Here is a 25,001-nt window from a genome sequence, read left to right as displayed (position 1 = left end):
GACCAGGCACGGTCGGCGATTCTCCCCACGGACCAGGCACGGTCGGCGATCTCTACGGGCACGCCAGTCAGGCGATGAGTTCGGTGCGTGCTCTGCCGCCGAGGCGGGGTGTGCGGTGCGGGTCGGTCGAGGGTGGTGGCAGGAACCAGACCTTCGCCCTGATCCCTTGACCGTCGACGCGGATATCCCACCCGTTGTCGTGGATCAGGTGGTGACAGGTCTCGCAGAGCAGCACCCCGTTGTCGAGGTCGGTTCTACCGTGGTCGCGTTTCCACCAGTCGATGTGATGCGCTTTCGTCATCCCGGGCGGAAGGCCGCAGAACGCGCACCCGCCGTCGCGTTCCCGCAGCGCGAGCCGTTGCGGTTCCGTGAACAGCCGCCGGGTGCGACCCCAGTTCAGGATCGCCCCGCCCTGCCCGCACACCCACCGGGTCACCCCGCCGCCACCAGCCATCCGTCTCACCGTGCCGACGCTCACGGGCTGCTCGATCCCGTCGATGAGCCCGTACCCGGTCCCGGCCTCCAGATCGGCGGCGTTGACGCGCACGATCACCGTCGCCCCGTTCAACGTCTTGTTCTTCACACACGACAGCGCATGCTCGGCGAAATGCACGAGCGCGTCCGCCTGCACCTGCGCCAGGCTGCGCCGGTCCGCGTCGGGTGCGCCGGGGTCGCGTCCGGCCCGTTTCGCGGCGAACTCCGCGGACACGTATCCCTGGATCGCGGTCTTCACCGGAGCACCCCGGGCCGGATCCAGGATCGCGTTCAGGTGCAGCATCCCATCCCGCTCGAACATCGACACCGACGCCTTCGCCCGCAACTCGTCCTCCCGCGGCGCGACCCCGTCCGGATCCAGATGCGCCTCCATCCGCGTGATCGCCTTGCGCACCTCATCGCCGGACAGCCCCGGGATCAACCCGACCAATGCCGTCTCGGCCTCGGCGGCGCGGTCACACCCGATCTTCGGGATCATCCGATCCAGGAAACCCACGATCAGCCCCGCCGAGACCGCCCCGATCCGCCCGGCTGACAACGCAGCGCGCACGGCAGGGAACTTCGCCGGCAAAGGCTCCCCGATCAGGCTCACCCGCGGCGCCGTCGCCTCGCCCACCTTCACCAGCCGGGCCGCCTCCCCGGTCGACGCGCCCGTGGTCGTCGCGATCAACTGGGCGGGCGTCCGGAAGCCCTGCTGCTTCGCCAGCGACTCCGGCCCCAGCTCCGCACGCGACTCGTACGCGATGCCCGCCGCGACCTCCGCATGCACCGCATCCAGACACCGCCTCGCCACCCCGATCGCATCGTTCACGACGACCAGCCGCGCCCGCGACAGCCCGGCCCCCGAACCCGCATCACCCCACGCCTCCTGCAGAAGCCGGGTGGCTTCCAGGAGCGGATCGAGAGTGCTGGACATCTTCCGATCCTACCAGAAATCGAACTAATGTTCGATAGTTGTGCACAGGCATCTTCTCCGCCGAACAGCGACCCCGGCCCTTCGACAGGCCCAGGGACCGGGAACGGTCGTCCTTTCGACAGGCTCAGGGACCGGAAACAGTGCGCCCTTCGACAGGCTCAGGGACCGGAAACAGTGCGCCCTTCGACAGGCTCAGGGACCGGAAACAGTGCGCCCTTCGACAGGCTCAAGGACCGGAAGCGGTGCACCCTTCGACAGGCTCAGGGACCGGAAACAGTGCGCCCTTCGACACGCTCAAAGACCGCCGCCTGCGTAGAGTCGTTCTCGTGTCATGCCGCTGACCTCGACGAGACCGAATCGCCCTCCGCGAACACCGCCGTGCTCGCGATCCCGGCCCGCGAGGCCCGCGATAGAGTGACGGGACATCGGCGTTCGACGAGCACGAGGCTCTCGAAGAGCATGACTTTCAAGGAGCATTCCGTGGAGATCCGCATCGGCATCATCAACACCGGCCGCGAACTGAGCTTCGAGACCTCGGCCCCCGCCGACGAGGTGCGCACCCAGATCGCCGCTGCCCTCGACCAGGGCGCGAGCCACGTGACACTGTCCGACATCAAGGGCAACTCCTACATCGTGCCGACCGCGAACCTCGGCTACGTCGAGCTCGGGACCGAGGAGTCCCGCCGCGTCGGCTTCGTCGCCTGAACGGATCGTCGTGTACATCCTGCTCGCGCTGATCGGAGCCTGCGTCCTCGGCGTCGCCGTGCACTACCTGATCCCGCACCGCGGCCTGCGCGGCGTGGCTCTCGTGCCGGCGGTCGCGACCGCCGTGGCAGCCGCGGCGTACGCGCTCGGCCAGTGGGCGGGCCTGAAGGAGTCGAACATCTGGCTGTGGCTGCTCTCGCTGGGCGGAGCGGTCGTCGTCTCCGCACTCGCGGGTCTCGCGCTCACCAGGCTGCGCCAGCACGGCGACACCGCGCGCCGCGCCCAGCTCGGCATCTGAGCGGAGCGACGGCCGAGACCGCGCGCGAACGCGCGCGGAATCTCGGCGCCATCGCGTGCGCCGGGATCATCCCGTCGGCGCTCATCGCCGGAGCCGTCGCCGGGATCCCGGCGTCGGTCGTCACCGGGGCTCGGTGCGAACCCGGTGACGACCGATCGCGGTCATTGCACGGGCAGGACGTGCTCTCCGGTGCGGTCGGTGGCCAGCGACAGCGACGAGATGTACTGCTTCTCGCCGTCCGGACCGGGCACGGCCGAGGCGATCATGTCGGGCCGCTCGAACTCCAGGCCGGTGGCCAGATCCCGCAGACGCTCGCCGCTGGGGTTGCCGTCAGCGTCGAAGGCCGGCAGATCGATCCCGTCGTCCTGGCGGCGCAGGTAGAAGCGCCCGCGGGTGAGGATCGCCATGACCGGCGTCGCCACGAACGCGATCAGCACCGCGAAGATGGGCGAGAACGGCTGCACCGCAGGTCCGAACGCCCCGAAGAACATGGCGATCGAGATGCCGCCCGACAGCAGCAGCGACACCACGCCCACGGGGTTCCACGCGTAGAGCATGCCCCGGCGGAACTCGGGCCGCTTCGGCGACAGCTTCAGGACGTACTTGTTGATCGCGATGTCGGTCGCGACCGTGACGATCCACGCCATGCCCAGGTTCGCGTAGAAGCCGAGCACAGTGTTGAGGAAGGCGAACATGTTCGACTCCATCAGCACCAGAGCGATCGCGACGTTCACGATCACGAACACGACCCGGCCCGGGTAGGTCTTCGTGATGCGCGTAGAGGCGTTGGTCCAGGCGAGGGATCCGGAGTACGCGTTCGTGACGTTGATCTTGATCTGCGAGATCACGACGAGGACCACGGCCAGCGTCATCGCGAGCCATCCCGGCACCATCTGCTGGTAGATCCCGAGGAACTGGTGCACCGGCTCGTTCGCGCTCGCGGACGCCTGCGGGTCCAGGGTGGCGATCAGGTAGACGGCCAGGAACAGGCCCACGGCCTGCTTGAGCGCGCCGAAGACGACCCACCCGGGGCCGGCGATGATGACGGCGGCCCACCAGCGTCGCCGGTTCTCGGCCGTCCTGGGCGGCATGAAGCGCAGATAGTCGATCTGCTCCGCGATCTGGCCGATCAGCGACAGGCACACGCCGGCCGCGAGCATCACGGAGGACAGCGACACCGACCCGTCGCCCTGGCCCCGGAACGAGAAGAAGTCGCCGACCGAGGAGGGGTGGCTGATCACGAGGTAGGCGAAGGGCAGCACCATGAGCACGAGCCAGAACGGCGTCGTCCACACCTGCAGCTTCGACAGGGCCTTCATCCCGTAGATCACCAACGGGATGACCATGACCGTCGAGACGAAGTAGCCCGCCCACAGCGGGATCCCCAGCCCGAGCTGCAGGCCCTGCGCCATGATCGAGCCCTCGAGCGCGAAGAAGATGAAGGTGAAGGTGGCGAAGATCACGTTCGTGATCACGGATCCGTAGTATCCGAAGCCGGAGCCGCGGGTGATGAGGTCGAGGTCCAGGTTGTATCGCGCCGCGTAGTACGCGAGCGGCATGCCGGTGACGAAGATCACGACCGCTGCGACCGCGATGCCGAGCAGCGCGTTCACTGTGCCGTGCGCGATGCCGATGTTGGCCCCGATCGAGAAGTCGGCGAGGTAGGCGATGCCGCCCAGGGCGCTGGTCGCGACGACCCCCGGCGCCCAGGTGCGGTAGCTGCGCGGAGCGAACCGCAGCGTGTAGTCCTCGAGGCTCTCCCTGGTGGCGGCCTTGGCGTCGGTTGTCGCCTCCGCGTCGACGGCGGTGGGCGGATCGTCCTCGGGGCGGGTCAGTTCGATGGTCATCTGCGTTCCGTTCGTCTCAGGGGCGCGGAGCGAGCGGCACGGTGAAGGCCACCGCAGTTGCTCGTGCCGCCATCCTGCGCCGCGGGCTCTGCGCCGCGATGTCGGCCGTGTTTCGACCCGGTTAAATCCCTGCCGGATCCGAAACCCGGTTCGGCCGCGGCGGACGCCGGCCGAGCGCTGACGTCCGCCATCCGCCCTGCGTGGTGTGGCAGATTGGCTCTTACGCCCCCTCGCCCGCCGGCCGCGGTGAGGGATGCCGGGCGCAGCACGATCCGCGATCCCGCGGGGAAGGAGGCCGTGCGTGCGCATGCCGAGCACCGAGGAGCCGCCGCTGTCCGCACGCCCGGCCACGGCCGTCGTGCTCGTGCTGGCCCTGCACGCGCTCGGCTGGGGCGTGCTGCTCGCCTCGGCCGCCGCCGGGGCGGAGGACGCGCGCGGCGGAAGCCTCGTCGCGACCGGGCTGGTCGCCTACGCGCTGGGCCTCCGGCACGCCTTCGACGCCGACCACATCGCGGCCATCGACAACACGACGCGGCGCCTGCTGGATCGCGGGCTGCCCGCCCGCAACGTCGGCACCTGGTTCGCACTGGGGCATTCGAGCGTCGTCTTCGCGCTCTCGGTCGTGCTCGCCGCAGGAGCCGCGTGGGTCGTGAAGGCCGTCACCGCGGACTCCTCCCTGCTGCACCAGATCACCGGGGTGTGGGGCCCGAGCGTGTCGAGCGGTTTCCTGCTCCTGCTCGCGGCGCTGGGCGTGGGCACGCTGATCTCCCGCGGCCGTGGCGGGCTGCCCGGCGGGCCGGTCTGGCGCGTCCTGGGCGTGGTCGAGCGCGCGGTGGACCGCCCCGGCCGGATGTTCGCCGTGGGACTCCTGTTCGGGCTCGGGTTCGACACCGCCACCGAGATCGGACTGCTCGCCCTGGCCGGCACCGCAGCCGCGACCGCGCTGCCATGGTGGATCGTGCTCGCCCTGCCGGTGGTCTTCGCCGCCGGGATGACGGCGCTGGACACCGTCCAGGCGGCCGTGGCCTTCCGCGCCTACTCCTCGCCGTCCGCGGGCCGCCGCGCGCTGGGCGGCTATTCCACCTGGATGCTCCTGGCCTCGGTCTCGGTCGCGGTCGTCGTCGCCCTCGTGCAGCTGGCGGGGGTCGCCTCTGCGCTCTGGGGCTGGACGGGACCTGTCGCGTGGATCGCGGAGCTGCCGATCGCAGACCTCGGCATCGCACTGACCGTGGTGCTGCTCGGCACCTGGGCGGGCGTCCTGGCGATCACCGCCGTTCGCCGCCGCACCGCCCTGCGTCGCCGCAGCGCGTAGCAGGCGCCCGGCTCAGGAGGCGAGGCCCATCGCGTCCATGCGGCGGGCGTGCGCCCCCATCAGCTCGGTGAACACCGGCTCGAGCTTGTCGTCCTCCGCCCCGGGCAGGTGCGGCCGCAGCGCCGCCCGCGCCACCAGGATCGTGTCGCCGACCAGACGCCGGCCCCACATCGACAGCAGCGAGCGCCACTGCTCGTCGCTCGCGATCGTGGCGCCGATGATCCCGATGATCTCGTGGCGATCGTCGGCTTCGGACAGGATCCTCGCGACCTTCCCGCCCGTGTCGCCATAGCTCGACGCGAGCGCGACGTAGAAGTCGTCGAGCATGCCCGCGGTCAGGTACACGGCGAGCATGGTCTCGGCGATGCGGGGGCCGAGGGTCTTCCGCCGGAAGGCGTCGAGCTGCTCACGGAACGGCAGCATCACCTCGGTCGGGTCGTCGCCGTGCGCGGCGATGATGTCCACGATCCCGCGGTGCTTGGCGAGCGCCGCTCCGGCAGCGCGCGACAGGATCTCCTTCTCGGACAGGTCGGAGGTGGCGCGGATCAGCCGCGTGAGCGTCTCGAAGTAGCCGAGCTGCAGATAGGCGGCCTGGCCGAGGAACGTGTTCAGGTCCGGCGCGAGCTCGGCGAAGTCGACACGGGTCGCATCGCTCTGCTCCCCGCGTGATCGCAGCACGAGCGTGCGTCGGGGCGCCTTGTCGCGCTGCCAGAACCACCTCACCACGCGGCCAGCCTAGTCGAGCGCCGGTCGCGGACCGGGATCCGGTTCGCACGGCTCCGGAGGATCCCGACCCTCTCCGGTAGGCTGGGACCGCTCCGGCGACGGATCGGAGCCCCGCGCCTGTGCATACGGATCCGGCGTGGACCTCACCATCGAGGCGGCGCCGCACTCGCAAGGCCCGCCGGACAGGCAAGAAAATACTGTGACGACTTTCGCCGATCTCGGCATCGATCAGGACATCGTGGACGCCCTCGCGGCCAAGGGCATCGTGGACGCCTTCCCGATCCAGGAGCAGACCATCCCCCTCGGCCTGCCCGGCCAGGACATCATCGGCCAGGCCAAGACGGGCACGGGCAAGACCTTCGGCTTCGGGATCCCGGTGGTGCAGCGACTCGGGCTGAACCCCGAGCACGGAGTGAAGGCGCTCATCGTGGTGCCGACCCGCGAGCTCGCGGTGCAGGTGTACGAGGACATCGACCTGCTGACCAGCAACCGCTCCACCAGCGTCGTCGCGATCTACGGCGGCAAGGCGTACGAGGGTCAGATCGAGCAGCTGAAGGCGGGCGCACAGATCGTGGTCGGCACGCCCGGCCGTCTCATCGACCTCGCCGGCCAGCGCCTGCTCGACCTGTCCAACGCGACCGAGGTCGTGCTCGACGAGGCCGACAAGATGCTGGATCTCGGCTTCCTCGCCGACATCGAGAAGATCTTCCAGAAGGTCCCCGCCGTCCGGCACACGCAGCTGTTCTCGGCGACCATGCCCGGCCCGATCGTGGCACTGGCGCGCCGCTTCATGACGAACCCGATCCACATCCGCGCGAGCGATCCCGACGAGGGCCTCACCCAGGCGAACATCCGCCACCTCGTCTACCGGGCGCACTCGCTCGACAAGGACGAGGTCATCGCCCGCATCCTGCAGGCCGAGGGCCGCGGGAAGACCGTGATCTTCACGCGCACCAAGCGGGCCGCGCAGCGCCTGGTCGACGAGCTCAGCGACCGCGGCTTCAACGTCGGCGGCGTGCACGGCGACATGGGCCAGGACCAGCGCGAGCGCTCGATGGCCGCGTTCAAGGCCGGCAAGAGGGACGTGCTCGTCGCGACCGACGTCGCCGCGCGCGGCATCGACGTCGACGACGTCACGCACGTCATCAACCACACGATCCCGGACGAGGACAAGACGTACCTGCACCGCGTCGGCCGCACCGGGCGCGCGGGCAAGACCGGCATCGCCGTCACGTTCGTGGACTGGGAGGACCTGCACAAGTGGGCGCTGATCAACCGAGCCCTCGAGTTCGGCCAGCCCGAGCCCGTCGAGACCTACTCGTCCAGCCCGCACCTCTATGAGGATCTGAACATCCCGTCCGGCACCAAGGGACGTCTGGTCACGGCTCCGGTGTCCGAGAAGCCCGCCCGCAAGCCGCGGGAGCCCCAGCGCGCCGCAGAGGCCGCGGCCGAGGGCACGAGCGAGGGCACGACGCGTCGCCGCCGCCGTCGCCGCCGCGCCGAGGACGGCGTCGGCTCCACGTTCGTCGAGGGCGCCGAGGCGCCGACCGGCAAGGCGCCCGCGTCGGGTGACGCCGACCGGACCGCCGAGGGATCCGGCACGCACGACGGTCAGGGCGCCGAGCACCACGACGGCAAGCCGGCCCCGCAGCGCCGTCGTCGCCGCCGTCGCCCCTCCGGTGGCGCGGCACCGCAGCCCGGCGCCTGACCCGAGTCGTCGGACCCGCCGGAGTCGTCGAGCTCAGCGAGCGGCGGGATAGATCGGCGCCGAGCCGGAGGCCCGGTCGATGATGCGCTGCAGCATCGCCGGCTCCGTGGTGTTCTCGCCGGGGACGTTCGGCTTGCCGGCACCGTGGTAGTCGCTGGATCCGGTCACGATGAGATCGTGCGCGTCGGCGATCCGGTGCAGCCATGCCCGGCCCTCGGCGGTGTTCTCGCGGTGGTCGATCTCGAGGCCGCCCAGGCCGGCGTCGATCAGCCGGCGCAGCGTCGCGTCGCTCATCCGCTCACGTCCGGCGGGGTGGGCGATCACCGGCACTCCCCCGGCCCCCACGACGAGTTCGATCGCGGTGATCGGATCCGGCGCGTAGTGCGCCTCGTAATAACCCTGCCGGGGGTGCAGGATCCCGTCGAACGCCTCGCCGCGGTCGCGCACGATCCCCTGCGCGACGAGCGCGTCGGCGATGTGCGGCCGGCCGACGGTCGCGTCGCCCTCGGTCTCCGCGAGCACGTGCGCCCAGCGCAGCGGGTAGTCGCGCCCGATGCTCCGCACGATGCGCTCGGCACGGCCGATCCGGTCGTCCCGGATCCGCACGGTCTCGGCGAGCAGGTCGACGTCCGCCGGGTCGAACAGGTAGGCGAGCACGTGCACGCTGCGCCAGCCGTCCCTGGCCGACAGCTCCATACCCGGGATGAAGGTCAGCCCGCGGGCGGTCGCGGCGGCGGCCGCCTCCGCCCAGCCCGCCGTCGTGTCGTGATCGGTGAGCGCGATCGTGCCCAGGCCCTCCTGCCGCGCCCGCGCGACGACGTCCGCGGGATCCTCCGTGCCGTCGGAGCGGTTCGAGTGCAGATGCAGATCGACCGGCCCGGCGAACAGGGGCTGGCGCGCGTGCGGATCGGCATCGGTCATCCTCCGAGCGTAGCGATCCTGCGCCGCGGGAGGCTCTGCGCTCGCCGTCTTCATGGCCCGCTCGGCATGGACCGCTCGGCGGATGCGGGGGCGGCCACCAGAGGCCTCACAGACGGCCTCGCCTAGGCTCTTTCCCGATGTTTCGACTGCTCGGGATCCTGCTCACCGTCCTCTTCGCGATCGCCACGGCGATCGTCACCTGGCCGCAGTTCTTCCATGTCGAGCAGACGTTCCCGATCACCCAGGCCGTCGCGTCCCGCGGGATCCTCGTCCTCGCCTTCGGCGCGATCCTGCTGCTCGCCCTGCTGCTCATGCTCGCCCGGCCGCTGCGCGGGTTCGCCGCATCGATCGCGATCGTGGCCCTGATCGGCGGGGGCGCCTCGGCGGCGATCGGCGCGCTGCGCGGCGTCGACCAGAGCGCCCTGCCCGAGAAGACGCCCGCCAGCGTCCGGGTGCTGGCCTGGAACACCGCCGGGGAGGCCGTGTCGGTCGACAGGATCGCGCAGACGATCGTGGAGCAGAAGGCCGACATCGTCGCCCTCCCGGAGACGACGGAGAGCGCGGGCGAGGACATCGCGCTGCAGCTGAGGGCAGCGGGCCATCCCATGTGGGTGCACCACGTGCAGTTCCGCCCCGACGTGCAGAAGGGCCCGGACTCCTGGCAGACGACCCTGCTCATCTCGCCCTCGCTGGGCGACTACTCGGTGCTCGCGTCGTCGGCGAACGGGACCAGCAACACCGGATCCGTGCCGAGCGCGGTGGTCATGCCCGTGGACGGGAAGGGCCCGACCGTCGTGGCCGTGCACACCGTCGCACCGCGGCAGGACGAGATGAGCGGCTGGAGCAAGGACCTGCGCTGGGTCGCGGATCAGTGCCCCGCGGGCAGCGACGTGATCCTGGCCGGCGACTTCAACGCCACGCTCGACCACATGGCGGGGCTCGGCACCGCGGGCGGCGACATGGGCGCGTGCCGCGACGTCGCCTCCCGCGCCGGCTCCGGCGGCCTCGGCACCTGGCCGACCTCGCTGCCGGCCCTGGCGGGCGCGCCGATCGATCACGTCATGGCGACGGCGCAGTGGCGCGCCACCGGATCCGAGGTGCTCGCCGGCTCGGCGAGCGGCAGCGACCACCGCGCCCTGGTGACGCAGCTGGAGCGCGTCGCGCCCTGAGCCGGTCCGGCGCGGCCGTCAGCGGCGGGAGCGCACCCGGGCGACCAGGGCGGCGACGCCCCGCCAGCCCATCAGGAAGAGGAGCAGCGTCACGGTCGCCACGATGATGAACGCGAGTGCGGTCCCCGCACCGGTGACGACGCGCAGGATCATGCCGACCGCCACGGTGATCACGACGAGCGGGAGGCCGGTGCGCAGCGGCGCGGCCGGCGCCCTCCACACGCGCAGCACGGCCCAGCCCAGCACGAGGCCGGCCAGGAACGGCCACGCCGTGTCCAGGACGCCGAGGACGTCGACCGTGTGCTCGTGGCTCGCGCGGCCGATCGCCGCGAACACGATCACCAGGGCCGCGTCGATCCCGAGGGCCCAGGGCCAGGACAGGACGGATCGGACGGCGCGTGCGGTGTCGGTCATGCCTCCCACGGTAGTCGGCTCGACGAGCGCCGTCGGCCGGCTCTCCTCGGCCGGCGCGCCCCGAGCCCGTGCCCGTTCCTGAGACAGATCTATCAACGAGCATTGAAATAGCTGGGAGCTCCCGATAGAAACGAGGAAGGCACTCGCCTGCGCCGGCCACCCGCCGGCATCCCCGTTCGAGAGGATCCTCACCCATGAGGTTGCTGAACCGAAACCTGTCCCTCCGACCCCTCGTCTGCACCGTCGCAGCGCTGGGCATGATCCTGGCCGGCACCGCGAGCGCGACCGCCGCCGGGACCGACGCCTCCACGCCGGTGCCGATCACCCCGCCGGACGGCACGGTCATGAGCTACGTGGTCAACACCGGCCAGGCGAACCCCGGCCAGACCCGCAAAGCAGAGAAGGCGGTCGCCGACGCCGGCGGCGTGGTGGTGCAGAGCTGGCCGGAGATCGGCGTGCTGATCGCCCAGTCCGACCGTGCCGCGTTCCGCGACAGCGTCAAGGCCGCGGGCAGGAACGTCATCGCGTCCGTCGGCGCGACCCGGTCCGCCGAGGTGAAGGACAAGGTCACCGGACCGCAGGCGCCGTGGGGCCCGGGATCCTCCGGCTGGAATCAGGGCAAGAACAAGCCCGTCAACGGCGACGAGCCCACCACTCCGGTGCCCGCCGACTCCACGGACGCGCTCGAGGCGCAGCAGTGGGACATGACGATGATCCACGCGGATCAGGCCGCCCAGGTCACGGACGGCAGCCGCAATGTGCTCGTGGGCGTCCTCGACTCGGGGATCGATCCCACGCATCCCGACCTGCAGGCCAACATCGACACCGCCGACTCGGTCAACTGCACCGCGGGCGGCCGCCCCGACCAGACCGCCGGCGGCTGGTATCCGACCACCTCTGACCACGGCACGCACGTGGCCGGCACGATCGCGGCCGCACGCAACGGCGTCGGCATCGTGGGCGTCGCGCCGAACGTGCGCCTCGCCTCGGTCAAGGTCGTCAACGACGACGGGTTCATCTACCCGGAGTACGCGATCTGCGGCTTCATGTGGGCGGCGGACCACGGCATGGATGTCACGAACAACAGCTACTACATCGATCCGTTCGAGTTCTGGTGCGACGACCAGCCCGACCAGGCGGCCGTGCGCGAGGCCGTTGCCCGCGCCGTCAACTGGTCGAGCGAGAAGGGCGTCGTGAGCGCGGCGGCCGCCGGCAACTCCGGGCTCGACCTCACCGTCAACACGACGGACGAGGGCAGCCCGGACGATGCTCCTGCGCCGACCCCGCGCACGATCAACCAGGGCTGCAAGGACATCCCGGCGCAGGTGCCCGGCGTGGTGACCGTGTCCTCGCTCACCCAGACCGGGCAGCTGTCGTACTTCTCCAACCGGGGCCTCGGCGAGATCGACGTGGCCGCGCCCGGATCCCGGATCCTGTCGACCATCCCCGGCGGCAAGTACGGGCTGAAGAGCGGCACCTCGATGGCCTCGCCGCACGTGGCGGGCGTGCTCGCGCTGATGAAGTCGGCGCACCCCGAGCTGACGCCGGCGCAGCTGGTGGAGAAGCTGCGCGCGGACGCGACGCCCACGCCGTGCTCGGCCCCGCAGCTGGACAACGGCCCGGCATGCGTGGGCACGCCCGCGCTGAACAGCTACTACGGCTCCGGGATCGTGAACGCGCTCAAGGCCGTGCAGTGACCGCCCGCTGACGCCACCCGCCGAGGCCGATCGGGCCCGGGGCCGCCGCACGGCGGTCCCGGGCCCTCGACGTCGGGCGGATGAGAGGATGGGGGCATGACCTCCGAGCACGACACGATCGAGCAGACCGGCGCCGCCGCCGAGCAGACCGAGACGACGACGTCGAACACGAACCGCCGCCAGCCCTTCCCGCAGGGCTTCCTCGACACCATCTCCACGGGCTGGGCCGAGCGTCCCGAGTCCCTGCCCGCGCCCCGCGCGCAGGCGCCGTACGCGGCCGCCCGCCGCGCCGCGGTCTCGGCCGCGTTCCCCGGGAAGCGCATCGTGATCCCGGCCGGATCCCTGAAGCAGCGCAGCAACGACACCGACTACCCGTTCCGCGCCCACTCGGCGTTCGCGCACCTGACGGGGTGGGCCGCCGACGCCGAGCCCGACTCCCTGCTCGTCTTCGAGCCCACGGACGCCGGCCACCACGTCACGCTCTACTTCCGCGAGCGCGCCGACCGCACCACGAGCGAGTTCTACTCGGACGCCACGATCGGCGAGTTCTGGATCGGCGCCCGCCCGGCGCTGGCCGGCGTCGCCGCCGACCTCGGTCTCGCGACCGGGCACCTCGACGACTTCGCGAGCGGTGACGACGACCTCGTGGTCGACGAGAACGCCGAGCTCACCCAGGTCGTGTCCGAGCTGCGCCTCATCAAGGACGAGTACGAGATCGCCGAGATGCGCCGGGCCGTGGAGATCACCGCGAACGGCTTCGACGACATCATCCGCGACCTCCCGCGCGCGGTCGCGCACCCCCGCGGGGAGCGCATCGTCGAGGGCGTCTTCCATCAGCGCGCCCGCAGCGACGGCAACTGGGAGGGCTACGACACGATCGCCGCGTCCGGCCCGCACGCCTGCTACCTGCACTGGACCCGCAACGACGGCGCGGTGCTGCCGGGCGACCTGATCCTCATCGACGCCGGCGCCGAGGCCGACAGCCTCTACACCGCCGACATCACCCGCACCCTGCCGGTGAGCGGCACGTTCAGCGACGTGCAGCGCCGCATCTACGACACCGTGGTCGAGGCCGCCGACGCCGCATTCGCCGCGGCCAGGGTCGGGGTGCCGTTCCGCGCCGTGCACGCGGCCGCGATGGACGTCATCGCCCGCCGCACCGCCGAGTGGGGGCTGCTGCCGGTCACCGCCGAGGAGGCGCTGGATGCGGACCAGGGCGGCCAGCACAGGCGCTACATGGTGCACGGCACCAGCCATCACCTCGGCATCGACGTGCACGACTGCGCGCAGGCCCGCCGCGAGATGTACTACGACGGGCTGATCGAGCCCGGGATGGTGTTCACGATCGAGCCCGGCCTGTACTTCCAGATCGACGACCTGACGGTCCCCGAGGAGTACCGCGGCATCGGCGTGCGCATCGAGGACGACATCCTGATCACGGCGGAAGGCCCGGTGAATCTGTCGGCCGCGATCCCCCGCACCTCCGCCGAGGTCGAGGCGTGGATCGCGCGGGTGCAGGGCTCGGCATACTGACCGAGGCCCCGGGGGCCAGAGGCGCACGACGAGCCTCGGTGGACGAGGCCGGCCGGGCCGAGGTCATGGGGCCCGCAGCCAGCCTCACGGGCTGAGGGCCGTGGTGGATCCGAGACGACGGCCGTCGACAGCACCGGGATGATCGCCCGGGTCGACCGGTATACCCCCACTCGAGGCATGAAGCGCTTCCTCCGCGCCAGAGATCAGCGCTGCCGGTTCCCCGGGTGTCTTGTGCCCGCGGCACGCTGCCAGGTCGACCACAACCAGGACTACGCACTCGGCGGTGCCACCGCGATCGACAACCTCGCCTGCCTCTGCCCGGGCCATCACCCGCTGAAACATCCCGATCTGGCCGAGGAGTTCCGCTGGTCCGCTCGGCAGCGCCCCGACGGCGCCGTCGAATGGATCGACCCCACCGGCTCCAGCTACCTCGACTCGCCGCCCCGGCGCGTCATGTTCGTCTGATCACACGCGCGTGCACGGGCGGCGACGGGCGCAGAGGTGTCCGTCAGGCCATGCGACGCGCGCGCAGCGCGGCCGACATCTGGAGCACCGCTTGTTCGATGATGGGACGGGGCGTCGCGAGGATGAACCGGAGGAAGCCCTCGCCGGCGGCCCCGCACGCGATCCCGTCCGTGATGGCGACACCCGCCTGCTCGCGGAAGAAATCAGCAGGGGAGCCGTCTATGCCGAGGCCGCGCGCATCCAACCAGGCGATGTACGTGCCTTCGGGTGCGCGATAGCCCATGTCCGGGATGTGCTCCGCGAGCAGCTCACCCAGCAGCCGGCGGTTGCCGTCGAGGTAATCCAGGGTCTCGGCGAGCCACTCCCTGCTGTCATCGAACGCGGCGGTCGTGGCGATGACCCCGAAGTTCGCGGTCCCGTGCTCCGCCCAGGCGACCTCCGGCCGCGCCCACGTCTCGACATCCGCGTCGTTGCTGAGGATCGCCTGCGCGGCCTTGAGGCCCGGCAGGTTCCACGCCTTCGACGCGCTGACGGCCGTGACCGTGTGCCCGGCGGTGACCTCGCTGATGCTCGCGTACGGCACGTGCACGTGCGGACTGAAGACGAGCGGGGCGTGGATCTCGTCCGAGAACACCCTCCCGCCATGGCGTTCGACGACGGCGGACACTGCCTCCAGCTCGGCCCGCTCGAACACCCGGCCGAGCGGGTTGTACGGATTGCACAGGATCAGCAGCCCACCCCCATCCGCGAATGCGCGATCGATCCCGTCCAGGTCGTAGACATGACGCCCGTCCTCGACGAGCATCGGCACCTCGATGATCTCGCGGTCGTGCATCGCCGGGATCGTCAGGAACGGCATGTACGCGGGCGTGGGGAGGATGATCTTCGCACCCGGCGCGGTGAAGTGATCGATCGTGGTGCGCAGCGCCGTGAGCACGTCGGGCACGGGACGGATCCGCTCCGCCGGCACGTCCCAGCCGTAGCGGTCCCTCTGCCAGCGGGCCGTCGCCTCGGTCATGCGCGCCCGCACGGCGGCCGGAAGGTACCCGGTCAGGCCGTCGTCGATCGCCTCCTTCATGGCGGCGGCGATCGGCGGCGCCGGCGGGAAGTCCATCTCGGCGACGAACGCCCCGATCGTCCCGGGGAAGGCCGACCATTTCACGCTGCCGATCTCACGCAGCCGGTCGATGCCGATCGCGTCCCGTTCCTGTGCGGTGCTCATGCCCGTCCTTCCCGCCGCCCTGCGGCCGCGATTCTGATCGTAGGGCGTGGATCAGCACCCGCGGGCGAACTCCGCGACCAGCGGCGAGAGGGACGCGCCGACCTCCTCGGGCGGACGCTTGCGCCCCTTCACCTCGAACGAGTGCCCGCCGCCCTCGATCCACGAGATCCGGGCGTCCCGGCAGGAGGCGACGGCCTCCTCCAGCTGCGCGAGCGGCCGCACGAACGGATCGTTCGTGCCCTCCACGAAGAGCTGTGGTTGCCGCACCGCCGGCAGATGCGCGATGCGCAGCTTGTCCGGACTGCCGGGAGGATGCAACGGATAGCCGAGGTAGACGAGGCCGGCGACGTCGAGCCCCGGATCCTCGGCGGCAGCCATCGACGCCATCCGGCCGCCGTAGGACTTGCCGCAGGCCACCACCCGTCCCGCGGACGAGCGCTGCCGGGCCGCCTCGACGACCGCACGCCAGGTGAGGACCGCGTGCGCGGCCGGTCCGGGCATGCGCCGCCCGGCTTCGACGTAGGGGAAGGTGAAGCGCAGCGCAGGCACGCCCTCCGCGCACAGCGCTGCCGCGAACCCGCGCAGGAACGGGTGATCCATGCCGGCCCCCGCTCCGTGCGCGATGACCACGACCGGAGCATCGGCCGCATCGGCCTCCTGGAGCACCGCCGAGACCTCGGTCTCTCCGGCTGGCAGGGGAACGGCGATCCTGAAGCGTTCCTCAGCGGCGCCGGTCACCGCGCGGAACCGTCCTCCGCGGCGCGTCGCGGCGCGTCGGAGTCGGCTTCGGGGTTCGTGCGCTCGGCGGCGGAGCCCGCGTCGTCCGTCACGTCGTGAGCCCCGGCGGCGTCCTGCTGCTCCGCGTCGGACGCGGGCTGCTGCTCGGCCGGCGGCACGCTCTCGTCCGCCGCCGGAGCGGCGGGAGCCGCGGGCGGCGCCGGCGGGAGCGGCGGCCGCGGAGGAGCGATCCGCTCGCCGTAGCGCGGCGGTTCCTCGGCGGGGAACAGGTCGGGGGAAGCGGGGAATGGAACCGCGGCGGACGGACCTCCCGCAGGCTGCTGCGGCCTCTGCGGAGGGGTCGGCGCGTTCGGATCCACGCGCTCGCCGTACTGCGGCGGCTCTGCGCCCGAGGGGCGCGGCTGCGGGATCGGCGTCACGGAACGTCCCAGCACCTGACGCGCCTTGCCCACCGAGGCGGGCAGCACCGTGACTTCGTAATGGTCGGCGCTCAGCTGCATCACGCTCGCGTAGTCGCGGCGGCGGCGCACGACCGAATAGGCGATGAGGCTCAGGATCATGCCGATCGCGACGCCGACGAAGATCAGGCCGATGAACGCCTGCATCGGCACCGCCGGATTGCCGAGCACGAAGATCGCGGACAGGAAGAGCCCGATGAGCACGCCGTTGACCGCGCCGGACCGCGCCGCGTTGGCGTAGCCGAGGCGACCGGTGACCCTCTCCACGGTGCGCACGCCCACCCCGACGATCGCGATCTGGCGGGCGGGCACCTCGCCCGCGATCAGCTGCGAGACGAGCTTCTGCGCGGCGTCGTAGTCGGCGACCGTCGCGACGGTCTCACCGATCTCGCCGGCGCCTCCGGAAGTGTTGAGCATGCTCATCCGGCCATTCTTCCATGCGGCCCGGATGCGCCCTCCGGAGGCGGGCCGGAACGCCCGGCCGACGCCGAGCTCTCCGGCGTCACCGGCCCCGGATCGCCGAGGCCGGGACACTACGCTGGAAGCATGAGCACACAGCGGGTTTTCGTCGCGCGCCTGGCCGGTTGCGCCGTGTTCGACCCCGCCGGCGACCGGATCGGGAAGGTCCGGGACGTCGTCGTCGTGTACCGAAGTTCCGCATCCCCGCGCGTGATCGGCCTGGTGTGCGAGATCCCCGGCCGCCGTCAGGTGTTCCTGTCGATCGGACGGGTCAGCTCGATCAGCACCGGACAGGTCATCACCTCGGGTCTCATGAACGTGCGCCGGTTCAAGCCGCGCAACGGCGAGGTGCGCATCATGGCCGAGCTCATCGGACGACGGGTGGACTTCGCCGACTCCTCCGGCACGGCCGTGATCGAGGATGTCGCGATCGAGCCGAACCGGCTCGGCGAGTGGTCGGTCAGCCAGCTCTTCCTGCGCAAGCCGAAGACCAGCGCCTCCCCGTTCGCGAAGGGTCCGACGACGTTCGCGGCGTGGGGCGAGGTGCGCGAGCACAGCACGCCCGGCGAGGCGCAGTCCGCCGAGCAGCTGGTCGCGACGTACTCCGAGATGCATCCCGCCGACCTCGCGAACACCCTGCTCGACCTGCCGCAGCAGCGCCGGATCGAGGTCGCCGAAGAGCTCCCCGACGAGCGTCTCGCCGACGCCCTGGAGGAGATGCCGGAGGACGACCAGATGGACATCCTGGATCGCCTCGGCGACGAGCGCGCCGCCGACATCCTCGACCAGATGGAGCCGGACGACGCCGCCGACCTGCTCGCGCAGCTGCCGAAGGGCCGCCTCGAGCACCTCCTCGACCTGATGGAGCCGGAGGAGGCGGAGGACGTGCGCATGCTGCTCCGCTACAGCCCGGACACCGCGGGCGGCCTGATGACCCCGGAGCCGATCATCCTCTCCGCCGACGCCACGGTGGCCGAGGCCCTCGCGCTGATCCGCCGGCACGAGCTGCACCCCGCCCTCGCCGCGGCGGTGTTCCTCACCCTGCCGCCGTTCGAGACGCCGACGGGCCGGCTGCTGGGCATGGTGCACTTCCAGCGGATGCTGCGCTATCCCCCGCACGAGCGGCTCGGCGCGATCGTGGACGACACCCTGGAGCCGGTGCCGGTGACCGCCTCGGCGGCGGAGGTCGCGCGCATGCTCGCGAGCTACGACCTGGTCTCCCTGCCCGTGGTGGATCAGGCGCACCGGCTGGTGGGGGCGATCAGCGTCGACGACGTGCTCGACTACCTGCTGCCCGACGACTGGCGCTCGCACGACTCGGATGAGCAGACCGTCCCGCGCCGGGGAGCCGCGGGATGATGGCCAAGAAGTCGCAGCGACGCGCCCTGGACGCTCCGCTCGGTCGCTCCGGCATGCTCGGGCGCAGCGCGGGATCGGCCCAGCCCTCGAGCGACGCGTTCGGCCGCTTCTCCGAGGCGTTCGCACGCGCGATGGGCACCTCCGGGTTCCTCATCGGCATGACGGTGTTCGTCGCCGTGTGGCTGGTGTGGAACATCTCGATGCCGCGGGCGTGGCAGTTCGACCCCGCCGCGACGAACTTCACCCTGCTCACCCTGATCCTGTCCCTGCAGGCCTCCTACGCCGCCCCGCTCATCCTGCTCGCGCAGAACAGGCAGGACGACCGCGACCGCGTGCAGATCGAGCAGGATCGACAGCGCGCGGAGCGCAACCTGGCGGACACCGAGTACCTCGCCCGAGAGATCGTGGCCCTGCGCATGGCGCTCGAGGAGAGATCGACGCAGAGCGTCACCCGTGAGGTGCTGCGCGCGGAGCTCAGGGCGATGCTCGCCGAGCTGCGCGAGGAGGACCCCGCGGAGCCGACGTCATGAGCGACGAGCGATCCGAGGCGGTCCGCCGCTCCGTGGGAGCCGTCACGGATCCGGAGCTGCGCCGGCCCATCGCCGAGCTCGACATGCTCCGCGACATCACCGTGGAGGGCACCACGGCGCACGTCGGCATCGTGCTGACGATCATCGGCTGCCCCGCCGCGGCGAGGATCGAGGCGGACGTGCGGGNGGCCGTCCCCGGGGTCGAGGCCGTCGAGGTCGCCGTGGGCGTGATGACGCCCGCGGAGCGCCGGGCGCTCACCGAGAAGCTCCGCGACGGCCGGGCGCCCCGGCAGATGCCGTTCGGGCCCGACTCCCTCACGCGCGTGATCGCCGTCACCAGCGGCAAGGGCGGCGTGGGCAAGTCCTCGCTGACCGCGAACCTGGCCGTGGCCCTCGCCGCGCGCGGACGTCGGGTCGGCCTGATCGACGCCGACGTGCACGGCTTCTCGATCCCCGGCCTGCTCGGCATCCCGCAGGGCACCCAGCCCACGCGCATCGACGATCTGATGCTGCCGCCGGTCGCGCACGACGTGAAGGCGGTCTCGATCGGGATGTTCCTGCGCGAGGGCGAGTCGGTCGTCGCGTGGCGCGGGCCGATGCTGCATCGCACGGTGCAGCAGTTCCTCACCGACGTCTTCTTCGGCGACCTGGACGTGCTGCTCATCGACATGCCCCCCGGCACGGGCGACATCGCGATCACGATCGGCCAGCTCCTGCCGCACGCCGAGGTGCTCGTCGTGACCACACCGCAGGAGGCCGCGTCGGACGTCGCGATCCGCAGCGGGCTCGTCGCCCGGCAGACCGGGCAGCGCGTGATCGGCGTGGTGGAGAACATGGCCGCGATGGCCCTGCCCGACGGCACGCTGCTGGACCTCTTCGGATCCGGCGGGGGTCGCGCGGTGGCGGAGGCGCTGTCGGCGGGGACGGATCCGGTGCCGCTGCTCGCCTCGGTGCCGCTCAGTCAGGCGCTGCGCACGGGCGGCGACGCGGGCACACCGATCGTGCTCGCGGATCCCGGGGATCCCGCGGCGCGCGCGATCCTGGACCTCGCGGAGACGATCGACGGATCCGGCCGCGGCCTGACCGGCCGCAGGCTGACCGTCACCCCGCGCTGAGGCGGAGCACGTCAGGTCAGGTGGCCTCGCTGTCGTAGGGCGGGAGCTCCTCGGCCGAGAACACCTTGGGCGCGCGCGACACGGGCTGCTCGGCTCCGCTCGAGGCCGCGTTCATGGCCGTCGCGGTCGCGAGCAGGGCGGCGGCGGGTCCCGCCGCCGGTGCAGCGGGCGCCTCCGCGGTCGCCGTCGGCGCAGGAGCGGCTGCCGGTGCGGGGGCAGGGCCGTCGTCCAGCAGCGCATCGCGGATGATCCGGCGCGGGTCGTACTGACGCGGGTCGAGCTTGCGCCAGTCCAGCTCGTCGATCTCCGGACCGACTTCCTCGCGCATCCGGTCCTTGGCGCCGCGCAGATAGTCGCCCGCCTGCTTGACCAGCCGCGCGAACGACTCCGCGTAGCGCGGCAGGCGCTCTGGACCGACGAGAAGGGCCGCGATCACGCCGATCACGATGAGCTTCTCGAAGGTGATGCCGAAGAACATGTCACCAGGGTACCGCCGCGCCTGCCCGGCGCGCGCACGGGGGCCATCTACGCTGGGGGATCATGCGGAGGCAGCGAGCGACCGCCAGGGAGTCGAAGTGAGCGAGCAGGACGCGAACGCACGCTACGTGCGCGAAGCCATCATCGAACCGGACGAGATCGTCAGAGCCCGCGCGCACGCCGTCGAACTGGGCGCGCAGCCGATCAGCGCCGCGGTCGGAGCGCAGTGCGCGGTGATCGCGGCGGCCACCGGCGCGCGCTCGATCGTCGAGATCGGCACCGGCGCCGGCGTCTCCGGGCTCTGGTTGCTTCGGGGCGCCCCGAAGGCCGTGCTCACCTCGATCGACAACGAGCCCGAACATCTCGCCGCCGCGCGATCCGCGTTCCAGGACGCCAGGATCCCGCCCACCCGCGCCCGGTTCATCGCCGGGCGGGCCGCCGATGTGCTGCCGCGCATGAACGAGGCCGCCTACGACGTCGTGCTCGTCGACGCCGACCCGGAGAACGTGATCGAGTACGTCGAACACGGCCTGCGCCTGGTGCGCGCCGGCGGCACGGTGCTGGTGCCGCGCGTGCTCGGTGGCGGCAGGGTCGCGGATCCGGTGCAGCGCGACGACGTCACGGTCGCCTATCGCTCGCTCATCCAGGAGACCCAGCAGTCCCCCGCCGTCCTCGCCGCGCTGTCCACGGTGGGCGAAGGCCTGCTGCAGCTCACCAGCATCGCCGACCGCGACTGAGCCGCACACGACGGGGCCGCACACGACTGGGCCGCACACGCAGAAGAGCCNGCGGCTCTTCGTGAACCTGTGAATCGTGCGAGTCAGTGGCGCTGCCACTGACCATCTGGATCTAGGCCGCTGCCACGACGGCACTGAGCACGTCGTGAAGCTCCTTCGCCTCTGCGTCGTTGACGGAGACGACCAGGCGGCCGCCACCCTCGAGCGGAACGCGCACGATGATCAGCCGGCCCTCCTTCACGGCCTCCATGGGTCCGTCGCCGGTCCTCGGCTTCATCGCTGCCATCGCGGTGCTCCCTTTCCTCGGTGGACTACTCTCCTCATATTAGTGGGTAGCCCGGACACCGCTTACCGCCGCACCCGCCTCAGGGCACCCGCCAGAACGTGTTCGCCATGCCGTAGACGTTCGCGATCCACACCCACTGCAGCACGATGCACAGCGCGAGCACGACGCCGCGCAGCCACCAGGATCGCCGCCAGCCCACCGCACCCCAGAGCGGCGTGAGCGGGAAGAGCAGCCGCATCGTGCTGGACTGCGGAAAGAACACGGCCAGCAGGTACAGCACGTAGCTCGCGCCGAAGAACCGGATCTCCGGTCCGAGCCGGCGCACTCCCGGCCCGGCGATCAGCGCCCAGGCGAACAGCGCCAGGACCACGGCGAGCACCGCCAGCCCCACCCATCCCGGCGCGCCGAGCAGCTGCGCCCAGTACGGCATCGCGGTCAGCCAGCCGTCGAACGGCGCGAACGCCGCGTGGCCGCCGTCGGGCATCCAGAAGCCGCGCCAGGACAGCTCGGTCTCCATGTAGGCGTCCGGGTTCTTCGTGACGATGCCGGCGATGACCTGCCACGCGAACCCGACCACGATCCCGAGCGCGCCCAGCCCGAGGTAGTGCGCGATCTCGCGGGCCGCCAGCGGATCCCGGTTCCTCCGGATCCAGCGCAGCACCAGCATCAGCCCCAGCGTGAGCGCGAACGCCAGCACGCCGGGCCTCGTGAAGCCCATCAGCACGATCAGCGGGTACAGCCGCACGTACCGGCGGCGGATCAGGCCGTCCAGGGCGAGCAGCAGGAACAGCATGTTCAGCATCTCGGCGTAGCCGACCTGGAAGAGCGCGCCGAGCGGCCCTGAGGCGAAGAACACCACCGTCCAGACCGCCGCCATCCGCCCGATCCGGCCGCGCATCATGCGGAACAGCACCAGGCAGCACAGATAGCCGGCCACGAGCGACACCAGGGCGGCGCCGACCGGCCAGCCGGCGCTGCCGAACGGCAGGCCGACCACGTTCGACACCCAGGAGTACAGCGGCAGGAACGCCCACGAGTTCTGCGTGACGTGCCCGTCTGCGCCGAGCGGCAGCACGCGCGGATAGCCGTAGACGGCGATGTACCAGTACCACTGCGCGTCCCAGCCGGCGACGAAGGTTCCCAGGCTCGCATGCGGGCCGAACCGGGATCCAGGCGCCCCGGAGAGATTCGTCGCGGCGAGCAGCATGCCGGTCGTGATCAGCCGGGCGCCCACGTAGACCGCGAGGATTCCCGCCCAGGCCGGCGTGCGCGCGTACATCCTGGCCGCCCAGCGCGGTCCGGTGCCGCGGCGCATGACCGCAGTCAGCGCCTCAGACACCGGTGAGCCAGGAGCGAAGGCCCTGTTCCGTGCCCTCGATCTGCGCGATCGGCACCCTCTCCTCGTCGTGATGAGCGAGATGCGGGTCGCCGGGCCCGTAGTTGACCGCGGGGATCCCCAGCGCGGAGAACCGCGCCACGTCCGTCCAGCCGTACTTCGGCTTCGGGGTCGCTCCCACGGCCCGCACGAACTCCTGCGCGATCGGCGCGTCGAGGCCGGGGCGGGCGCCCTCGGAGACGTCGGTGATCTCGACGGAGAACCCGGCGAACACGTTCCGCACGTGCGCCTCGGCGTCGGCCGCGGTCTTGCTCGGCGCGAACCGGTAGTTCACCTCGACCTCGCAGGCGTCGGGGATGACGTTGCCGGCCACGCCGCCGCTGATCCGCACCGCGTTCAGGCCCTCGCGGTACTCGAGACCCTCGACCGTGACCTCGCGCGCGCGGTACTCGGCCAGCCGGGCCAGGATCGGAGCGGCGCGGTGGATCGCGTTCTCCCCCACCCAGGCTCGCGCCGCGTGGGCGCGCACGCCGGTCGTGCGCACGACGGCACGCAGGGTGCCGTTGCAGCCGCCCTCGACCTCGCCGTTGGACGGCTCGCCGAGAATCGCGAAGTCGGCCTGGAACAGGTCGGGACGGCGATCGGCGAGGAGCTTCAGCCCGTTCCGCGCGGCCTCGACCTCCTCGTTGTCGTACCACATCCAGGTGATGTCGACCAGCGGCTCGGTGAGCTCAGCGGCGAGCTTGAGCTGCACCGCGACGCCCGCCTTCATGTCCACAGTGCCGCGCCCCCAGAGGAACGGCTCCCCGTCGAGCTCGATGTCCTTCGTCGGCACGTTGCCGTTGATCGGGACGGTGTCGATGTGCCCGGCGATCGCCACGCGCTGCGCACGGCCGAGGTCGGTGCGGGCGAGGATCGTGTTTCCCTGGCGGATCACCTCCAGGTGGTCCAGGCCGCGCACCGCCTGCTCGATCAGGTCGGCGAGCGGCCCCTCCTCCCCGGAGACGCTGGGGATGTCGCAGATCGCACGGGTGATGTCGAGGGACGACGCGGTCAGGTCGAGCGGCATGCTCCCACCCTAGCGCCGCGTCACGAAGCGGAACCTGGGGGTGCGCGTTCGGTACCGTGGGACGCATGAGCGACGCCCGCACGATCTTCGGCTCCGGCCTGACCACCATCGCCGACGACGGCACCGTCCTGGACGCCTGGTTCCCCGAGATCGGCACCGCGGAGCCGTCCGCGGACGACCTGGCCTCCTCGACCGCAACGTGGCAGGCCTTCGCCGGCCCCGACGAGCGCCGGGCCGTCGCCGTCGAGGTGGTGCAGCTGCGGATCGACCTGGACGAGGCCCCCGCCTCGACCGCGGACGTCTACCTGCGCCTGCACGCGCTCTCTCATCTGCTGGTGCGACCCAACGAGCTCAACCTGGACGGCATCTTCGCGCACCTGCCGAACATCGCCTGGACCAGCGCGGGCCCGATGCTTCCCGCCGACGCCGCACGGCTGCGCCCCGCCCTGCAGCGCGCCGGGATCCAGATCTCGGGCGTCGACAAGTTCCCCCGCTTGACCGACTACGTGCTGCCTGCCGGGGTGCGCATCGCCGACGCCTCCCGCGTGCGACTGGGCGCGCACCTGTCGCCCGGCACCACGGTCATGCACGAGGGCTTCGTGAACTACAACGCCGGGACGCTGGGCGCCTCGATGGTGGAGGGACGGATCTCCCAGGGCGTCGTCGTCGGCGACGGCAGCGACATCGGCGGCGGCGCGTCGATCATGGGCACGCTGTCCGGCGGCGGCACGCACCGCGTCTCGATCGGCGCGCGCACCCTGCTCGGGGCGAACGCCGGGATCGGCATCTCCCTGGGCGACGACTGCGTGGTCGAGGCGGGCCTCTACGTCACCGCGGGCACGAAGATCGTGCTCGCCGACGCCGCCCCGCTGGCCGACGGCGGACGGCCGGTCGTGAAGGGCGCCGAGCTGTCCGGGCAGGACGGCATCCTGTTCCGCCGCAACTCGCTCACCGGCGCGGTCGAGGCCGTCCGCCGCGCGGGCGTCGGCGTGAGGCTGAACGAGGCGCT

Annotated in this window: 25 protein-coding genes; 13 read left to right on the top strand and 12 right to left on the bottom strand. The window is 71.5% G+C overall.

The features are described 5' to 3' along the window. Positions 1-67: 67 nt before the first annotated feature. The gene (locus tag ACTJJZ_RS01320) at positions 68-1,411 is read right to left on the bottom strand and encodes a DUF222 domain-containing protein (protein WP_440719360.1); all 1,344 of its coding nucleotides are present in this window, start codon (positions 1,409-1,411) and stop codon (positions 68-70) included. Positions 1,412-1,891: 480 nt separating this feature from the next. Here ACTJJZ_RS01320 and ACTJJZ_RS01315 point away from each other — a divergent pair, with 480 nt between their 5' ends. Further along, the gene (locus tag ACTJJZ_RS01315) at positions 1,892-2,116 is read left to right on the top strand and encodes a DUF3107 domain-containing protein (RefSeq protein WP_440719359.1); all 225 of its coding nucleotides are present in this window, start codon (positions 1,892-1,894) and stop codon (positions 2,114-2,116) included. A 10-nt stretch (positions 2,117-2,126) separates the two neighbouring features. After that, a complete protein-coding gene (locus ACTJJZ_RS01310) occupies positions 2,127-2,414 on the top strand; it encodes a hypothetical protein (RefSeq protein WP_440719358.1) in 288 nt (95 codons plus the stop codon). Positions 2,415-2,575: 161 nt separating this feature from the next. Here the strand turns inward: ACTJJZ_RS01310 and ACTJJZ_RS01305 are convergent, their stop codons facing one another. Next, positions 2,576-4,261 carry a purine-cytosine permease family protein gene (locus ACTJJZ_RS01305; RefSeq protein WP_440719357.1) on the bottom strand — a complete coding sequence of 562 codons (1,686 nt, stop codon included), beginning with the start codon at positions 4,259-4,261 and terminating at the stop codon, positions 2,576-2,578. Positions 4,262-4,568: 307 nt separating this feature from the next. Here ACTJJZ_RS01305 and ACTJJZ_RS01300 point away from each other — a divergent pair, with 307 nt between their 5' ends. Continuing rightward, a complete protein-coding gene (locus ACTJJZ_RS01300; RefSeq protein ID WP_440719441.1) occupies positions 4,569-5,573 on the top strand; it encodes a HoxN/HupN/NixA family nickel/cobalt transporter in 1,005 nt (334 codons plus the stop codon). A gap of 12 nt (positions 5,574-5,585) precedes the next feature. On the opposite strand, the gene ACTJJZ_RS01295 is transcribed toward ACTJJZ_RS01300, so the two are convergent. Then, positions 5,586-6,299 carry a ferritin-like fold-containing protein gene (locus tag ACTJJZ_RS01295; protein ID WP_440719356.1) on the bottom strand — a complete coding sequence of 238 codons (714 nt, stop codon included), beginning with the start codon at positions 6,297-6,299 and terminating at the stop codon, positions 5,586-5,588. 199 nt (positions 6,300-6,498) lie between these two features. Between ACTJJZ_RS01295 and ACTJJZ_RS01290 the strand changes: the two genes are divergently transcribed. Then, positions 6,499-8,007 (top strand): DEAD/DEAH box helicase, encoded by a 1,509-nt coding sequence (locus ACTJJZ_RS01290; protein WP_440719355.1) that lies wholly within the window; start codon positions 6,499-6,501, stop codon positions 8,005-8,007. Between the two features lie 33 nt (positions 8,008-8,040). On the opposite strand, the gene ACTJJZ_RS01285 is transcribed toward ACTJJZ_RS01290, so the two are convergent. Further along, positions 8,041-8,928, bottom strand: coding sequence for a PHP domain-containing protein (locus ACTJJZ_RS01285; RefSeq protein WP_440719354.1), 888 nt, complete (start codon positions 8,926-8,928; stop codon positions 8,041-8,043). 137 nt (positions 8,929-9,065) lie between these two features. On the opposite strand from ACTJJZ_RS01285, the gene ACTJJZ_RS01280 reads away from it, so the two are divergent. Next, positions 9,066-10,097 carry an endonuclease/exonuclease/phosphatase family protein gene (locus ACTJJZ_RS01280; RefSeq protein WP_440719353.1) on the top strand — a complete coding sequence of 344 codons (1,032 nt, stop codon included), beginning with the start codon at positions 9,066-9,068 and terminating at the stop codon, positions 10,095-10,097. Positions 10,098-10,115: 18 nt separating this feature from the next. Here ACTJJZ_RS01280 and ACTJJZ_RS01275 read toward each other — a convergent pair whose 3' ends face one another. Then, on the bottom strand, positions 10,116-10,511 hold the full coding sequence (locus ACTJJZ_RS01275) for a DUF3054 domain-containing protein (RefSeq protein WP_440719352.1): 396 nt from the start codon (positions 10,509-10,511) through the stop codon (positions 10,116-10,118). A 194-nt stretch (positions 10,512-10,705) separates the two neighbouring features. Between ACTJJZ_RS01275 and ACTJJZ_RS01270 the strand changes: the two genes are divergently transcribed. The 3 genes from ACTJJZ_RS01270 (at position 10,706) to ACTJJZ_RS01260 (ending at position 14,206) form a co-directional block, all read left to right on the top strand. Next, entirely contained in the window at positions 10,706-12,208 is a 1,503-nt protein-coding gene (locus tag ACTJJZ_RS01270) for a S8 family peptidase (RefSeq protein ID WP_440719351.1), read from the top strand. 96 nt (positions 12,209-12,304) lie between these two features. Next, on the top strand, positions 12,305-13,741 hold the full coding sequence (locus ACTJJZ_RS01265) for an aminopeptidase P family protein (RefSeq protein WP_440719350.1): 1,437 nt from the start codon (positions 12,305-12,307) through the stop codon (positions 13,739-13,741). A 177-nt stretch (positions 13,742-13,918) separates the two neighbouring features. Continuing rightward, positions 13,919-14,206, top strand: coding sequence for an HNH endonuclease signature motif containing protein (locus tag ACTJJZ_RS01260; protein WP_440719349.1), 288 nt, complete (start codon positions 13,919-13,921; stop codon positions 14,204-14,206). A gap of 43 nt (positions 14,207-14,249) precedes the next feature. Here ACTJJZ_RS01260 and ACTJJZ_RS01255 read toward each other — a convergent pair whose 3' ends face one another. The 3 genes from ACTJJZ_RS01255 to ACTJJZ_RS01245 form a co-directional block, all read right to left on the bottom strand. After that, a complete protein-coding gene (locus ACTJJZ_RS01255) occupies positions 14,250-15,428 on the bottom strand; it encodes a MalY/PatB family protein (RefSeq protein ID WP_440719348.1) in 1,179 nt (392 codons plus the stop codon). Positions 15,429-15,479: 51 nt separating this feature from the next. Then, on the bottom strand, positions 15,480-16,094 hold the full coding sequence (locus ACTJJZ_RS01250; RefSeq protein WP_440719347.1) for an alpha/beta hydrolase family protein: 615 nt from the start codon (positions 16,092-16,094) through the stop codon (positions 15,480-15,482). Between the two features lie 68 nt (positions 16,095-16,162). Continuing rightward, entirely contained in the window at positions 16,163-17,047 is an 885-nt protein-coding gene (locus tag ACTJJZ_RS01245; protein ID WP_440719346.1) for a general stress protein, read from the bottom strand. 123 nt (positions 17,048-17,170) lie between these two features. Here ACTJJZ_RS01245 and ACTJJZ_RS01240 point away from each other — a divergent pair, with 123 nt between their 5' ends. The 3 genes from ACTJJZ_RS01240 to ACTJJZ_RS01230 are packed head-to-tail and all read left to right on the top strand — an operon-like array spanning position 17,171 to position 20,087. After that, complete coding sequence (locus ACTJJZ_RS01240; RefSeq protein WP_440719345.1) at positions 17,171-18,442, top strand: magnesium transporter MgtE N-terminal domain-containing protein; 1,272 nt, start codon at positions 17,171-17,173, stop codon at positions 18,440-18,442. Continuing rightward, entirely contained in the window at positions 18,442-18,972 is a 531-nt protein-coding gene (locus tag ACTJJZ_RS01235; RefSeq protein WP_440719440.1) for a DUF1003 domain-containing protein, read from the top strand. Before ACTJJZ_RS01240 ends, ACTJJZ_RS01235 begins: the two co-directional genes overlap by 1 nt. Next, the gene (locus tag ACTJJZ_RS01230) at positions 18,969-20,087 is read left to right on the top strand and encodes an Mrp/NBP35 family ATP-binding protein (RefSeq protein ID WP_440719344.1); all 1,119 of its coding nucleotides are present in this window, start codon (positions 18,969-18,971) and stop codon (positions 20,085-20,087) included. The genes ACTJJZ_RS01235 and ACTJJZ_RS01230 overlap by 4 nt, the downstream gene beginning before the upstream one ends. Before the next feature lie 16 nt (positions 20,088-20,103). Here the strand turns inward: ACTJJZ_RS01230 and ACTJJZ_RS01225 are convergent, their stop codons facing one another. After that, entirely contained in the window at positions 20,104-20,565 is a 462-nt protein-coding gene (locus ACTJJZ_RS01225) for a Sec-independent protein translocase TatB (RefSeq protein ID WP_440719343.1), read from the bottom strand. Between the two features lie 97 nt (positions 20,566-20,662). Between ACTJJZ_RS01225 and ACTJJZ_RS01220 the strand changes: the two genes are divergently transcribed. Beyond that, complete coding sequence (locus ACTJJZ_RS01220; protein WP_440719342.1) at positions 20,663-21,301, top strand: O-methyltransferase; 639 nt, start codon at positions 20,663-20,665, stop codon at positions 21,299-21,301. Between the two features lie 112 nt (positions 21,302-21,413). Here the strand turns inward: ACTJJZ_RS01220 and ACTJJZ_RS01215 are convergent, their stop codons facing one another. From ACTJJZ_RS01215 to dapE, 3 genes are all read right to left on the bottom strand, one after another. Further along, positions 21,414-21,587, bottom strand: coding sequence for a DUF3117 domain-containing protein (locus ACTJJZ_RS01215; protein ID WP_295013107.1), 174 nt, complete (start codon positions 21,585-21,587; stop codon positions 21,414-21,416). 79 nt (positions 21,588-21,666) lie between these two features. Further along, complete coding sequence (locus ACTJJZ_RS01210) at positions 21,667-22,902, bottom strand: hypothetical protein (protein WP_440719341.1); 1,236 nt, start codon at positions 22,900-22,902, stop codon at positions 21,667-21,669. 16 nt (positions 22,903-22,918) lie between these two features. Continuing rightward, positions 22,919-23,992 (bottom strand): succinyl-diaminopimelate desuccinylase, encoded by a 1,074-nt coding sequence (dapE, locus tag ACTJJZ_RS01205; RefSeq protein WP_440719340.1) that lies wholly within the window; start codon positions 23,990-23,992, stop codon positions 22,919-22,921. 65 nt (positions 23,993-24,057) lie between these two features. Here dapE and dapD point away from each other — a divergent pair. Then, a partial coding sequence (gene dapD, locus ACTJJZ_RS01200) for a 2,3,4,5-tetrahydropyridine-2,6-dicarboxylate N-succinyltransferase (RefSeq protein ID WP_440719339.1) occupies positions 24,058-25,001 on the top strand: 944 nt, incomplete at its 3' end.

The organism is Microbacterium sp. 22242 (genome assembly GCF_052045495.1).
Taxonomy (GTDB): Bacteria; Actinomycetota; Actinomycetes; order Actinomycetales; family Microbacteriaceae; genus Microbacterium.
This window is presented reverse-complemented; position numbering and strand designations above follow the sequence as displayed.